The sequence below is a fragment of the Telluria sp. ZB4P34 genome (genome assembly GCF_059686055.1).
The window spans coordinates 146,580-160,137 of sequence record NZ_JCASIF010000003.1 but is presented as its reverse complement, the minus strand read 5'-3'; the positions used below and the strand labels follow the sequence as shown (position 1 = coordinate 160,137).

11 protein-coding genes are annotated in these 13,558 nt (G+C 66.0%); 10 read left to right on the top strand and 1 reads right to left on the bottom strand.

What is annotated here, in order from left to right:
• Positions 1-216: 216 nt before the first annotated feature.
• The 9 genes from AC56KL_RS07625 to AC56KL_RS07585 all read left to right on the top strand — a co-directional run bounded on the left by AC56KL_RS07625 (position 217) and on the right by AC56KL_RS07585 (position 11,736).
• Complete coding sequence (locus AC56KL_RS07625) at positions 217-1,473, top strand: ABC transporter substrate-binding protein (protein WP_497179564.1); 1,257 nt, start codon at positions 217-219, stop codon at positions 1,471-1,473.
• A 4-nt stretch (positions 1,474-1,477) separates the two neighbouring features.
• Positions 1,478-2,353 carry a carbohydrate ABC transporter permease gene (locus AC56KL_RS07620; protein WP_497179563.1) on the top strand — a complete coding sequence of 292 codons (876 nt, stop codon included), beginning with the start codon at positions 1,478-1,480 and terminating at the stop codon, positions 2,351-2,353.
• A gap of 26 nt (positions 2,354-2,379) precedes the next feature.
• Positions 2,380-3,249, top strand: a complete 870-nt coding sequence (locus AC56KL_RS07615; protein WP_497179802.1) for a carbohydrate ABC transporter permease — start codon at positions 2,380-2,382, stop codon at positions 3,247-3,249.
• Between the two features lie 12 nt (positions 3,250-3,261).
• On the top strand, positions 3,262-4,326 hold the full coding sequence (locus AC56KL_RS07610; protein WP_497179562.1) for an ABC transporter ATP-binding protein: 1,065 nt from the start codon (positions 3,262-3,264) through the stop codon (positions 4,324-4,326).
• A gap of 79 nt (positions 4,327-4,405) precedes the next feature.
• A complete protein-coding gene (locus tag AC56KL_RS07605; RefSeq protein ID WP_497179561.1) occupies positions 4,406-5,449 on the top strand; it encodes a LacI family DNA-binding transcriptional regulator in 1,044 nt (347 codons plus the stop codon).
• Between the two features lie 89 nt (positions 5,450-5,538).
• On the top strand, positions 5,539-6,906 hold the full coding sequence (locus tag AC56KL_RS07600) for a GH1 family beta-glucosidase (protein WP_497179560.1): 1,368 nt from the start codon (positions 5,539-5,541) through the stop codon (positions 6,904-6,906).
• Between the two features lie 33 nt (positions 6,907-6,939).
• Positions 6,940-9,438, top strand: a complete 2,499-nt coding sequence (locus AC56KL_RS07595; protein WP_497179559.1) for a glycoside hydrolase family 3 protein — start codon at positions 6,940-6,942, stop codon at positions 9,436-9,438.
• Positions 9,435-10,397 (top strand): glucokinase, encoded by a 963-nt coding sequence (locus AC56KL_RS07590; protein WP_497179558.1) that lies wholly within the window; start codon positions 9,435-9,437, stop codon positions 10,395-10,397. The genes AC56KL_RS07595 and AC56KL_RS07590 overlap by 4 nt, the downstream gene beginning before the upstream one ends.
• A gap of 28 nt (positions 10,398-10,425) precedes the next feature.
• A complete protein-coding gene (locus tag AC56KL_RS07585; protein ID WP_497179557.1) occupies positions 10,426-11,736 on the top strand; it encodes a sugar MFS transporter in 1,311 nt (436 codons plus the stop codon).
• 57 nt (positions 11,737-11,793) lie between these two features.
• Here the strand turns inward: AC56KL_RS07585 and AC56KL_RS07580 are convergent, their stop codons facing one another.
• Positions 11,794-12,828, bottom strand: coding sequence for an MBL fold metallo-hydrolase (locus AC56KL_RS07580; RefSeq protein WP_497179556.1), 1,035 nt, complete (start codon positions 12,826-12,828; stop codon positions 11,794-11,796).
• A 127-nt stretch (positions 12,829-12,955) separates the two neighbouring features.
• Between AC56KL_RS07580 and AC56KL_RS07575 the strand changes: the two genes are divergently transcribed.
• Complete coding sequence (locus AC56KL_RS07575; RefSeq protein WP_497179555.1) at positions 12,956-13,558, top strand: TetR/AcrR family transcriptional regulator; 603 nt, start codon at positions 12,956-12,958, stop codon at positions 13,556-13,558.

Here is a 13,558-nt window from a genome sequence, read left to right as displayed (position 1 = left end):
GCAAGAAATTCCGGTAGCCAATCACCGTTACAAGTCTGTTGCGAATTCCCCAGGTAGACAGGCGCAAGCGTTAAAACTGATCTTGCAGGCATCGAAGTGTGCAAGAATCCAAATTGCAATATTTGTTTGACCCTGATTTCACCCGATGCTATAGTCGGGCAAAGCCGATGGTAACGTTTCCAACTTACCGAAAATAACGGCATCAACGGAGACTCGATGTTCACACCACGCACCCTGGCGACAGCCTGCGCCTGGCTCGCCGTCGCCATGACGCCTGCCGCGACTGCGCATGCCGCGCCGGTACAGGGTGCGCCGAAGGCGGAAGTGATCCACTGGTGGACCTCGGGCGGCGAGTCGGCCGCCGTGAAGCAGGTCGCCCAGGCCTACCGCAATGCCGGTGGCGTGTGGATCGACACGGCGATTGCCGGCGGCGACCAGTCCCGCGCCGTGACCATCAACCGCATCGTCGGCGGCAACCCGCCCACCGCGGCCCAGTTCAACACCTCCAAGCAGTTCCTCGACGTGATCGAAGCGGGCATGCTCAACAATGTCGACCTTGTTGCGCGCGCCCAGAACTGGGACCAGATGCTGCCCACCCCGATCATCGATGTGATCAAGGTGCAGGGCCATTATTATGCGGTGCCGCTGAACATCCACATGCAGACCTGGTTCTGGTATTCGAAGTCGGCCTTCCAGAAGGCCGGTATTACCCGGGAGCCGGAAAGCATGGCCGAATTCTTTGCCGCGCTCGACAAGCTCAAGGCAGCCGGCATCATCCCACTCGCCCACGGCGGCCAGTCGTGGCAGGAAACCGTGCTGTTCTCGGCGATCGTAGCCAACATGGGCGGCAAGGATCTCTACCTGCGCGCCTTCCGCGACCGCGACCAGGCGACCCTGCTGTCGCCGCAATTCCGTCAGGTGCTGCTGGCCTTCAAGCGCTTGAAATCCTACGTGGACGCCGGATCCCCCGGACGCAACTGGAACGACGCCACCGCCCTGGTAATCAGCGGTAAGGCCGGCTTCCAGGTAATGGGCGACTGGGCCAAGGGCGAGTTCACCAATGCCGGGCAAATCGCAGGCCGGCACTACGGCTGCATGGCCGGCTTCAGTGCATCGACCCCCTACCTGATCCAGGGCGACGTGTTCGTCTTCCCGCGCACCGACAACAGCGGGGCCGTGCGCGCGCAGCAGCTGCTGGCCAAGGTGGTGTCGCAGCCGGCCCTGCAGGTGAGCTTCAGCAAGCTGAAAGGCTCGATCCCGGTGCGCACCGACGTCGACGCGTCGACGCTCGACCTGTGCGCGCAGAAGGGCATCGAGATCATGAAGGACCGCGCACGCCAGGCCGGCGTCACCGAGGTCTACCTGACGCCGGACCAGAACGGCGCCATGCAGGACGTCCTGACCGCCTACTGGAACACCAACATGCCGGTGGAACGCGCGCAGAAGAGCATCGCCAACGCACTCAAATACTGACCCCATGCTCACCCTGCGCGCCCATCGAATCAGTCCCCACCTTGCCCTGCTGCCGATGGCGCTCACGGTGCTGGTCGCCTACATCGGCGCGGCGCTGTGGACCTTCCGCACCTCGTTCACCGCCTCGCGCACCTTCCCGTCGGATACCTTCATCGGCGCCGCCCAGTACGTACGCCTGTTCGACAACGAACGCTGGCTGATCTCGCTGAACAACCTGGCCGTCTACGGCGCGCTGTTCATCGCCGCCTGCATGGTGCTCGGCTTCCTGCTGGCCGCCTTCATCGACCAGAACGTCAATGGCGAAGGCTTCCTGCGCACGGTCTTCCTCTATCCGTACGCGATGTCCTTCGTCGCCACAGGCCTGGTGTGGCAGTGGATGCTGGCGCCGGGCGCCGGCATCGAGGGCGCGGTGCGCCAGCTCGGCTTTCCCAGCTTCAGCTTCGACTGGATCATCGACCAGGAGATGGTCATCTACACCATCGTCATCGCGGCCGTCTGGCAGGCTTCGGGCCTGGTGATGGCGATGATGCTGGCCGGCCTGCGCGGCGTCGATCCGGAAATCTACAAGGCGGCGCGCCTGGACGGCATTCCCGCGTGGAGGGTGTACCTTCAACTTGTGCTGCCGATGCTGGGCCCGACGGTGGCCACCGTGTTCCTGCTGCTGTGCACCGCCGTCGTGAAACTGTACGACGCGGTGGTGGCGATGACCGGCGGCGGACCGGGCACGGCCAGCGAAGTGCCGGCCAAGTTCATCATGGATCACCTGTTCCTGCGCTCGAATATCGGACTGGCCTCGGCCGGCGCCGTCACCCTGCTCATCCCGGTGCTGGCCCTGCTGGCGCCCTATGCCTACGCACGCAGCCGGAGGAAACGCGCATGAGCCACACCAGCTTGCAGGCTTCCGCCATGCCTTTCGACGCCGTACCAGGCACCGCCCCGGCCGCGCGCCGCCGGCGCCTGTCCCCCGCCCGCATCGGCGTGTATGCTTTTCTCTTCAGCGCCGCGCTGTACTTCCTGCTGCCGCTGTACGTCATGATCATCACGTCCTTCAAGTCGATGGACGAGATCAGGAGCGGCAATGTGTTCGCCCTGCCCCTGATGGCCACCGTCGAGCCGTGGCGCAACGCCTGGAGCCAGGTCAGCGGCGGCTTCTGGAATTCGGTGGCGATCACGGTGCCGAGCACCATCATCCCGATCCTGCTGGGCGCCATCAACGGCTATGCGCTGTCGTTCTGGAAGCCGCGCGGCGCCAACCTGCTGTTCGGCGTGCTGCTGGCCGGCGCGTTCATCCCGGTGCAGGTCATGATTTATCCGCTGGTGTGGATGATGGCGCGCGCCGGCGTGTTCGGTTCGCTGCCGGCCATCGTGCTGGTGCACGTCATCTTCGGCATGCCGATCATGACCCTGCTGTTCCGGAATTACTATGCCTCGGTGCCGCACGAGCTGTTCCAGGCGGCGCGCATCGACGGCGGCGGTTTCTGGCGCATCTTTTTGCAGGTGATGCTGCCGATGTCGCTGCCCATCGTCGTGGTGGCCGCCATCATGCAGGTTACCGGCGTGTGGAACGACTACATCCTCGGCCTGGTGTTCGCGGGCCGCGACAATGCGCCGATGACGGTGCAGCTGAATAACGTGATCAACACCACCACCGGCATCCGCCTGTACAACGTCAACATGGCCGCGACCATCCTGACGGCCGCGCTGCCGCTGGCGATCTACTTCATCTCGGGACGCTGGTTCGTGCGCGGCATTGCCGCTGGCGCCGTGAAAGGCTAAGGGTTAACAAGCATGTCGAACGTCCATCTGCGCAAGCTGTGCATCACCCGCGGCAGCAACCAGGTCATCCGCGACCTCGACCTGCACATCGAGCCGGGCGAGTTCCTGGTCCTGCTCGGGCCCTCCGGCTGCGGCAAGTCGACCCTGCTGCACAGCATCGCAGGCCTGATCGACCTGGCCGGCGGTTCCATCGAGATCGGCGGGGTTGATATGAGCCATGCCGACCCCAGCGAGCGCGGGATCGGCATGGTGTTCCAGTCGTATGCGCTGTACCCGACCATGACGGTCGAGAAGAACATGTCCTTCGGCCTGCGCATCTCGGGTGCGCCCAGGGCCGAGATCAACCGGCGCGTGCAGAAGGCGGCCGAGATGCTGCAGCTGGAGTCGCTGCTGGACCGTAAACCCGCCCAGCTGTCGGGGGGCCAGCGCCAACGCGTGGCGATCGGCCGCGCCCTGGTGCGCGAAGCGGGGGTCTACCTGTTCGACGAGCCGCTCTCGAACCTGGACGCCAAGCTGCGCGCGGAACTGCGGCGCGAGCTCAAGATGCTGCACCAGGCGCTCGGCTCGACCATGATCTACGTGACCCACGACCAGGCCGAGGCGATGACGCTTGCCACCCGCATCGTCGTGATGCAGGGCGGGCGCATCCAGCAGATCGGCACGCCGGGCGAGGTCTACGAGCGCCCGGCCAACCGCTTCGTGGCCGGCTTCCTGGGTTCCCCCTCGATGAACTTCGTCGACGGCCGGCTCGAAGGCGAACTGGACGTACAGCGCCGCTTCAGCGCCGGTGCGCTGGCCTTGACGCTGGCGCCGGACTGCGTGGCGCCCTCGGGCGCCGTGACGCTGGCGGTGCGGCCGGAAGACATCCACCTGGTCGCGGACGGTCCCTTGCACGCATCGGTGACGCTGGTGGAACCGATGGGGAACCACCAGGTCGTCTGGCTCGACTGCGGCGGCCACCAGCTGTCCAGCATCGTGCACGACCCGCGGCCCCTGGCCACCGGGCAGACGGTGCGCTTCGACATCGACGCGGCGCGGGTGTCGCTGTTCGATCCCGCGAGCGGCCAGCGCCTCTAAAGACAGGTGCCAGTGTCAGACGAATGCAGTATGCTTCAGTGTTTATCGAAATACTAAACAAACAGGACAGGGAACGTTAGTGGCAACCATCAAGGACGTAGCGCGTCTCGCCGGGGTCGGTCTCGGCACCGCCTCGCGCGTGGTCAGCGGCAAGGGCTCGGTCTCCCCGGCCACGCTGGAACGCGTGCGCAAGGCGATCGACGAGCTGGGTTTTCGCCCCTCGCACGCGGCGCGCGCCCTGCTGTCCGGCACCAGCCAGATGGTCGGCGTCTACATCCCGGTGCTGAGCGGTACCTTCTATACCCCGATCCTGCAGATCATCGACACCGAGCTGCGCGCCGCCGGGCTGCACATGGTGGTGGCCTTCGGCGTCGGCCTGGGCGACGCGCGCCGCCAGGCCATCGAGGGCATCGAGTTCCTGATCGAGCGCGGCTGCGACGGCATCATCATGATGACCAGCGCGCTGACCGATGACGATCTGGCGGCCCTCGGCGCCAAGCAGCGCCAGATCGTGGCGCTGAACCACGAATTCAGCGCGATCCCCGACCAGTGCTTCATGGTCGACCACGCGCTGGGCGGACGCCTCGCGGCCCGCACGCTGCTCGACTACAAGCACCGCGACATCGCCGTCATCTCCGGTCCGGCGGCGTTTGCCGACAACGTGGCCCGTATCGACGGCTTCATGCACGAGCTGGAGGCGGACGGCATCGACGCCAGCAAGGTCTGGCTCGCCGAAAGCGACTTTTCGCCCCAAGGCGGCTGGTCCGCGGCCAAGGCGCTGGTCGATTCCGGCTACACCTGCAGCGCCCTGTTCTGCGCCAACGACGAGATGGCGGTGGGCGCGCTGGCCTACTTCCAGGAAGCCGGCATCAGCGTGCCGCGCGACCTGTCGGTAATCGGCTACGACGACACGCCGAGCGCCGCGTTCTCGGCGCCGCGCCTGACCTCGGTGCACATGCCCTGGCGCGAAATGACGCTCAATGGCCTGAATGCCCTGCTCAACCGCTGCTACGACCTGCACCGTCCGGTGACGCGCACTTTCCCGGTGAGCGTGACCTTGCGCGCTTCTCTCGCCAAAGTACCGACCAGGGCTGCCGGCGCGACGCGGAGTAAAAAGAAATAGGGGTAGGGCCGCTTGCCGGCCTTTTTTTTAGATTGCAAATGGAAAGCTTTCCAAATATCCTTGCGTAACGAATACATAAACATCACACCATGACAAAAGCTACCCCTCCAGAGCCGACTGCAGCTTCGCGCGGCGATTTTGCCCCCGACTTTTTGTGGGGCTGCGCCACCTCGTCGTACCAGATCGAAGGCGCCGGCCAGGAGGATGGCCGGGTCGAATCGATCTGGGACCGTTTTGCCGCCACGCCGGGCAAGATCAAGGACGGTTCCAACGGGATGGTCGCCTGCGACCACTACCACCGCTGGCCGGAAGATTTCGACCTCGCCCGCGACATGGGGCTGAACGCCTACCGCTTCTCGATCGCCTGGCCGCGTATCTTCTCGGAAGTGGACGGCAAGCCGAACGAGAAGGGCCTGGATTTCTACTCTCGCCTGGTGGACGGCATGCTCGAACGCGGCATGCAGCCCTGGGCCACGCTCTACCACTGGGACCTGCCGCAGTTCCTGGAAGACCGCGGCGGCTGGAACAATCGCGCCACCGTCGACGCCTACCTCGCTTTCGTGGATGCGGTGACGCGCCGCCTGGGCGACCGCGTGCAGCACTGGATCACCCACAACGAACCCTGGTGCACCGCGATCATCGGCAATTTCGAAGGCTGGCACGCACCGGGCAATACCGACTTCAAGACCGCGCTGCAGGTGGCCCACCACGTGCTGCTCTCGCACGGCAAGGCGGTGCCGCTGATCCGCGCCAACGTGCGCAATGCCAAGGCCGGCATCGCCCTCAGCCTGCACCCGGTGCGCGCGGCCAGCAACCGGCCGGACGACATCGCCGCCGCCGAGCGCCATGACGGCCTGCGCTACCGCTGGTTCCTCGACCCGCTGTACGGCCGCGGCTATCCGAAGGCGACCCTGGAAGCCATCGGCGACGCCGCGCCGATCGTGCTGCCGGGCGACCTGGAAGCGATCGCCGTGCCAACCGACTTCCTCGGCGTGAACTACTACTTCCCCGAAACCATCCAGCACGACCCTGGCCACGCGCCGCTGTCGGCGCGCGTGCTGCCGCCGGCGGACGGCGTGGAAACCACCTACATGGGCTGGGAAGTGGCGCCGCAGGGCCTGGCGGAACTCCTGCTGCGCATCGAGAACGACTATCACCCGGGGCCGATGTACATCACCGAGAACGGCTCCTGCTATGCAGACGAAGTGGGGCCTGACGGCGAGATCGACGACGTACAGCGCCGCCACTACCTGATGCGCCACCTGGCCACACTCAAGTCGGCCATCAAGGACGGGGTGCCGGTCAAGGGTTACTTCGCCTGGAGCCTGCTCGACAACTTCGAGTGGGCCGAAGGCTACCTGAAGCGCTTCGGGCTGACGCACATCGACTACACGACCCAGCAGCGCCGCCTGAAGGGCAGCGGCAAGTGGTACCGGTCCTTCCTGCGCGGCGAATAAGACAACGACACGATCACACCAGCGAGACAGCCTATGAAACCCATGCTTCGTAATCCGGTGATGGCGCTTGCCATCGCCCTTGCCCTGTCCCCGGCGATGGCCGCCAACGCGCCCCTGGCCGACTGGCCGCGGGTCACCAGCGCCATCGGCAAGGATGCCGCGCTGGAGAAGCGCGTCGCCGAGATCGTGAGCAAGATGACGCTCGCGCAGAAGGTCGGCCAGATGACCCAGCCCGAGATCAAGAGCGCCACGCCGGAAGACGTGAAGCGCTACTACCTCGGCTCGGTGCTCAACGGCGGCGGCAGCTGGCCGAACAACAACAAGCATGCCAAGGCGGCCGAATGGCTGGCGCTGGCGCAGCGCTACCACGAGGCCTCCCTCAGCACCGACATGGCGATCAAGGTGCCGGTGGTGTGGGGCACGGATGCCGTCCACGGCCACAACAACGTGTTCGGCGCCACCCTGTTCCCCCATAACATCGGCCTGGGTGCGGCGCGCAATCCGAAGCTGCTGGAAGAAATCGGCGCCGCCACCGCGAAAGCCACGCGCGCTAGCGGCATCGCATGGGTATTCGGCCCGACCCTGGCCGTGGTCCGCGACGACCGCTGGGGCCGCACCTACGAGAGCTATGCCGAGCACCCGGAAGTCGTGAAAAGCTATGCCGGCGCCTACGTGCGCGGCATGCAGGGCAAGCTGAAGGACGACGCCAATACCATCGCCACCGCCAAGCACTTCATCGGGGACGGCGGCACCGAGTTCGGCAAGGACCGCGGCGTCAACAAGTCCAGCACCTCGCAGATGATCAACATCCACGGCGCCGGCTACTATCCGGCGCTGCAGGCGGGTGTCCAGACCGTGATGACCTCGTTCAACTCGTGGAACGACGTGGCCGGAGCCACCGACTACGGCAAGATGCACGGCAGCCGCGCCATGATCACCGACGTACTCAAGACGAAGATGGGCTTCGACGGCTTCGTCGTCACCGACTGGAACGGCATCGGCGAAGTGCCGGGCTGCCGCAACGACAGCTGCGTGCAGGCCATCAATGCCGGCAACGACATGATCATGGTGCCGGACGACTGGAAGGCCTTTATCGCCAACACCATCAAGCAGGTGGAAAGCGGCGCGATCCCGATGTCGCGCATCGACGACGCGGTGAGCCGCATCATCCGCGTCAAGCTGCGCGCGGGCCTGTTCGACAAGAGCCCGGCGCAGAATGCCTACGCCGGCAAGGACGATGTCATGCAGTCGCGCGAGCTGGCGCGCCGTGCGGTGCGCGAATCGCTGGTGCTGCTCAAGAACGACAGCCCGGTACTGCCGATCGCGCGCGGCAAGAAGATCCTCGTGATCGGCAAGACAGCGGACGACATGTCGAACCAGACCGGCGGCTGGTCGATCACCTGGCAGGGCACTGCCAATACCAATGCCGACTTCCCGAATGCCGACACGGTGCTGGCCGGTATCCAGGCAGCAGCCGGCAAGGACAACGTGAGCTTCAGCGCCGACGCCAAGGGCGTGGATGTGTCGAAGTTCGACGTGGTGGTGGCCGTGATCGGCGAGCGCCCGTACGCGGAAGGCGACGGCGACATCGGCCCCAACGGCACCCTGCGCCACAGCAGCCGCTATCCTGAAGACCTGGCCGTATTGCAGGCGGTCGGCGGCAAAGGCAAGCCGGTCGTGACCGTGTTCGTGTCGGGCCGCCCGCTCTACGTCAACGACCTGCTCAACCTGTCGGACGTGTTCGTGGCGGCCTGGCTGCCGGGCACCGAGGGCAAGGGCGTGTCCGACCTGCTGGTGGCCGGTCCCAAGCGCTACGAGTTCACCGGCAAGCTGCCGTTCTCGTGGCCCAAATCGGCCTGCCAGACCGACCTGAACGTGGGCGACAAGAACTACGCGCCGCTGTTCGCCTACGGCTACGGCCTGAAAGCGGCAACCCGCTCGAAGGTCGGCAAGCTGGACGCGACCTACCCGGCCGGCGGCTGCGGCGTGAGCAACAGCTTCCCCGTGTTCAGCCAGGCCGACCGCGCCAGCTTCCCGCTGACGATCCGCAGCGGCCAGCAAACGCTGGTGCTGGGCGCCGACCTGAACTCGACCTTCGCCCTGCCCGGCGTGACGGTCCAGACATCGCAAGTCAATACCCAGCAGGACGCCAAGCTGGTGACCTGGACCGGCCCCGCCACCGTCGAGGCGCGCGGTGCACGGGCGATGGTGCTGCCGGCTGCCGCCAGCAGCAATGCGGCGCTGCGCTTCGACACCATCGTGTCTAGCTCGCCGGCGGGCAAGGTCAGCATGGGCATGGGCGGCGGCAGCGTCGACACCACGGCCCTGTTCAAGCGCCTGGCCGGCAAGGGCAAGCAGACCGTCAAGATCCCGCTGGCCTGCTTCCAGGCCAAGGGCACCGACCTGGCCAAGGTAGACACGCCGTTCAGCGTCACCAGCAACGCCGCCTTTGCCGCCGCCTTCACGAATATCGAGATCGCCGGCGGCGCCGCAGGCGAACCGGATGCCGTGCGCTGCGAGGAACTGCGATGAGCGCAGGATTGAAGCTGCTGGCCGACATCGGCGGCACCAATGCCCGCTTCGCCCTGCAATCTGGGGAAGGCTTCGACGACATCGAAGTGCTGGCCTGCGCCGACTATCCGACCCTGGGCGAGGCCATGCAGGCCTACCTGGGCAAGGCTGCCGGCCGGGGGCTGGCGGTGGACAGCGTGCGCCATGCGGCGCTGGCGATCGCCAACCCGGTCGAGGAAGACCGGGTCAGCATGACCAACCACCACTGGAGCTTCTCGATCGAGGAGCTGCGCGTCCGCCAGGGCCTCGAAACGCTGCTGGTGGTGAACGATTTCGCGGCGCTGGCGATGTCGCTGCCGCACCTGTCGCCGGCACAGCGCGAACGTGTCGGCGGCGGCGTCGAGCTGCAGAACCGCCCGATCGGCCTGATCGGCCCCGGCACGGGCCTGGGCGTGTCCGGCGTGATCCCGGCGGGGAAGCGCTGGATCGCGCTGGCCGGTGAAGGCGGCCATGTGAGTTTCGCACCGGCGACGAAGGAGGAAGTGGCGATCCTCGAAGCGCTGTGGGGAGAATACGGCCACGTGTCGGCCGAGCGCCTGCTGTCGGGCATGGGCCTGGAGCTGATCCACTGGGCGCTGACCGGCAAGCGCATCGACGCGCCCGCCATCACCGGCGCCGCCCTGGACGGCAGCTCGGCCGACTGCGCCAGGACGGTCGAGGTGTTCTGCGCGGTGCTGGGCAGCGTCGCGGGCAACGTCGCGCTGACCCTGGGCGCCACCGGCGGCATGTACATCGGCGGCGGCATCGTGCCGCGCCTCGGCAAGCTGTTTACGCAGTCCGCCTTCCGCGCGCGCTTCGAGGACAAGGGGCGCCTGAGCCCCTATCTGGCGCGCATCCCGACCTACGTCATCACCGAGCAGTACCCGGCGCTGCGCGGCGTGTCCGCCATGCTGTCGGATCGCGTCGCAGCAGTGCAATAAACGAATGTAATAACAACACGGAGACACCATGCAGAACACGGCACCCAATCCCGCTCCTCCGGTGGCGCAGACCCTCGATGCGGAACGCAACCCGCACACCGGGGCGCTCGTCATCGTCACCATCCTGTTCTTCATGTGGGGCCTGCTCACGTCGCTCAACGACGTCCTGATCCCGCACCTGAAGTCGATCTACACCCTGACCTACCTGCAGGCGATGCTGGTGCAGTTCTGCTTCTTCGGCGCCTATTTCATCGTGTCGCTGCCGGCCGGCATGCTCATCAAAAAGATCGGCTACCAGAAAGGCGCCGTCACCGGCCTGATGATCGCGGCCGCCGGCTGCGCCCTGTTCTACCCGGCCTCCACCAGCGGCTACGGCCTGTTCCTGTTCGCCTTCTTCGTGCTGGCGAGCGGCATCACCATCCTGCAGGTGGCGGCCAATCCTTTTGTTACCGTGCTCGGACCGGCGCGCACCGCGTCCAGCCGCCTCACGCTCACCCAGGCCTTCAACTCGCTCGGCACCACGGTGGCGCCGGCGCTGGGCGGCATCCTGATCCTGTCGACCGTCGCGCTGAGCGCCGACCAGCTGGCCGCGCTGCCGGCTGCCGAGCAGGCGGCGCACAAGGCGGCCGAAGCGGCGGCGGTGCAGGGTCCTTACCTGGGCCTGGCTGCGGCGCTGGCCGTGCTGGCGGTGATGTTCGCGCTGGCCAAGCTGCCGAAGATCAGCCACGTCGACGACGGCAAGCCGGCCGTCGACGGCAAGGGCGGAGCCATGGCCTACCGCCACCTGGTGCTGGGTGCGGTCGCGATCTTCCTGTACGTGGGCGCCGAGGTGAGCATCGGCAGCTTCCTGATCAACTTCCTCGGCGAGGGCAATATCGCGGGCCTGAGCCACGCGGACGCGGCGCAGTACGTCAGCCTGTACTGGGGCGGCGCGCTGGTGGGCCGGTTCATCGGCTTTGCCGTGATGCGCTACGTCAGCCCGGGCAAGTCGCTGGCCGTCACCGCGCTCGGCTCGATCCTGCTGGTGCTGACGGCCACCTTCGGCGAGGGCTCGCTGGCGATGTGGGCGATCATCGCGGTCGGCCTGTGCAACTCGATCATGTTCCCGACCATCTTCAGCCTGGCGTTGCACGGCCTGGGCAAGTTCACCGGCCAGGGTTCGGGCATCCTGTGCATGGCCATCGTCGGCGGCGCCATCGTGCCTTTCATCCAGGGCATGTTCGCCGACACCATCGGCCTGCAGCCGTCCTTCCTGGTGCCGGCCGTGTGCTACCTGTTCATCCTGTACTTCGGCATGAAGTACGCGAACCTGCACAGGCAGCCGGTGGCGAACGCCTGATTCTGACCATTCGGTAAAAAAAGCCCGCTCTCGACCAGCGGGCTTTTTTTCGGCCGTTTACCGGAGCCCGCGCCACCACGCCTTACCGGCATGCGGCTGCGCCAGGGCCATCGGCTCGCCCATTTCCGGCGTGGTGATCCGCACGTTGTTCGCCGCGGCGAGCGCCGAGATCCGTTCCAGCGGATCCTGCCAGCGGTGCAGCGCGAGGTCGAAGGTGCCGTTGTGGATCGGCAGCAGCCACTTGCCCTTCAGGTCGAGGAAGGCCTGCAGCGTTTCTTCCGGCTGCATGTGCACGTCTGGCCACTGTCTGTCGTAGGCCCCGGTTTCCACCATGGCCACATCGAACGGCCCGAAGCGTTCGCCAATCTCCTTGAAACCCTTGAAGTAACCGCTGTCGCCGCTGAAGAACAGGCGCAGGTCGTCGTGCAGGATCACCCAGGAAGCCCACAGGGTCTTGTCGCGGTCGTTCAAGCTGCGGCCCGAGAAGTGCTGGGCCGGGGTGGCGATGACACGCAATCCGCCGATGCTGGCTTCCTGCCACCAGTCGAGCTGGCGCACCTTCGCGGGATCGATGCCCCACTCGACCAGGCGATCGCCCACGCCAAGCGGCGCCAGGAAGTGCGCGGTCCTGGCGCTCAAGGCCATGATGGCAGCGTGATCCAGGTGGTCGTAGTAGTCGTGCGACAGGATCACGGCCTTGATCGGCGGAAGCTCGTCGATGGCGATCGGCGGCGCATGGAAGCGCTTCGGCCCGGCAAACCCGACCGGCGAGGCGCGCTCGGAGAAGACAGGATCGGTCAGGAAGAACTCGCCGCCCAGCTTGATCAGGATGGTCGAATGGCCGAGGCGGTACAGCGTCCCGTCGGCGGCGGCCAGCAGCGCCGCGCGGCTCAGGGGTCGCACCGGGATTGCCTGCGCCGGGATCGTCCCCTCGGGCTTGTTGAGCATGGCGTTCCACCATAGCCCGACCATCTCGCCAACACTGTACTCGCGCATCTTGATGGCATTGCGAAATTTCCCGTCTACATAATGGGGAGACGCGGGGCGCGGTGTTGCCGGCGCGGCGGCAGAAGCAAGGCTGCAATAGGTCATGATGGCGGCAATCCCAAGGATGAGTGTGGTCAAGAGGAGACGCATATGGTGTCGATCCGGTAAAAGTACACTACACAGTGTAGTTTCACTTTTTGGAAAAGTAAACTACTCAGTGTAAAATTTAGGGATGAACACTCCCCGCCTCACCGACCTCAAGCGCAAGGCCATCGTCACGGCCGCCGCGGCCCAGTTCCGCGCAAACGGCTTCGAAGCCACCAGCATGGACCGGATCGCCCTCGAGGCGGGCGTGTCGAAGCGCACGGTGTACAACCACTTTCCCAGCAAGGAAGAATTGTTCGCGGAAACGATCGTGCAGCTGTTCGAGAGCAGCGCGGCGCTGCTGGAGCTGCCCTACCGCAGCGACGTGGGCCTGCGCGAGCAGCTGACGGAGCTCATGAGCTTGAAGATGCGCACCCTGGAAGACCGCGACTTCCTCGACCTGGCCCGGGTGGCGATCGCCGAGATGATCCATGCGCCCGAGCGTGCGGGGCCGGTATTCGCGCGCCTGAACGAGCGCGAGGAAGGCGTCACGCGCTGGATCCGCGCCGCGCAGGCGGACGGCCGCCTGAAACCCGGCGACCCCGCCTTTGCCGCCACCATGCTGCAGGGCCAGGTCAAGGCCTTTGCCTTCTGGCCCCAGGTGGCAATGGGCGCCGCCCCGCTGACGCCTGCGCAGCAGGCGCCCGTCATCGAGGCGGCGGTGTCGATGTTCCTGGGTTACTTTTCCTGA

Bases quoted from the DNA above. Each gene is read 5' to 3' on its own strand.
- AC56KL_RS07585 (WP_497179557.1), top strand. From the start codon at position 10,426: ATGCAGAACACGGCACCCAATCCCGCTCCTCCGGTGGCGCAGACCCTC.
- AC56KL_RS07625 (WP_497179564.1), top strand. From the start codon at position 217: ATGTTCACACCACGCACCCTGGCGACAGCCTGCGCCTGGCTCGCCGTC.
- AC56KL_RS07610 (WP_497179562.1), top strand. From the start codon at position 3,262: ATGTCGAACGTCCATCTGCGCAAGCTGTGCATCACCCGCGGCAGCAAC.
- AC56KL_RS07580 (WP_497179556.1), bottom strand. From the start codon at position 12,828: ATGACCTATTGCAGCCTTGCTTCTGCCGCCGCGCCGGCAACACCGCGC.
- AC56KL_RS07600 (WP_497179560.1), top strand. From the start codon at position 5,539: ATGACAAAAGCTACCCCTCCAGAGCCGACTGCAGCTTCGCGCGGCGAT.
- AC56KL_RS07620 (WP_497179563.1), top strand. From the start codon at position 1,478: ATGCTCACCCTGCGCGCCCATCGAATCAGTCCCCACCTTGCCCTGCTG.
- AC56KL_RS07615 (WP_497179802.1), top strand. From the start codon at position 2,380: ATGCCTTTCGACGCCGTACCAGGCACCGCCCCGGCCGCGCGCCGCCGG.
- AC56KL_RS07575 (WP_497179555.1), top strand. From the start codon at position 12,956: ATGAACACTCCCCGCCTCACCGACCTCAAGCGCAAGGCCATCGTCACG.
- AC56KL_RS07595 (WP_497179559.1), top strand. From the start codon at position 6,940: ATGAAACCCATGCTTCGTAATCCGGTGATGGCGCTTGCCATCGCCCTT.
- AC56KL_RS07590 (WP_497179558.1), top strand. From the start codon at position 9,435: ATGAGCGCAGGATTGAAGCTGCTGGCCGACATCGGCGGCACCAATGCC.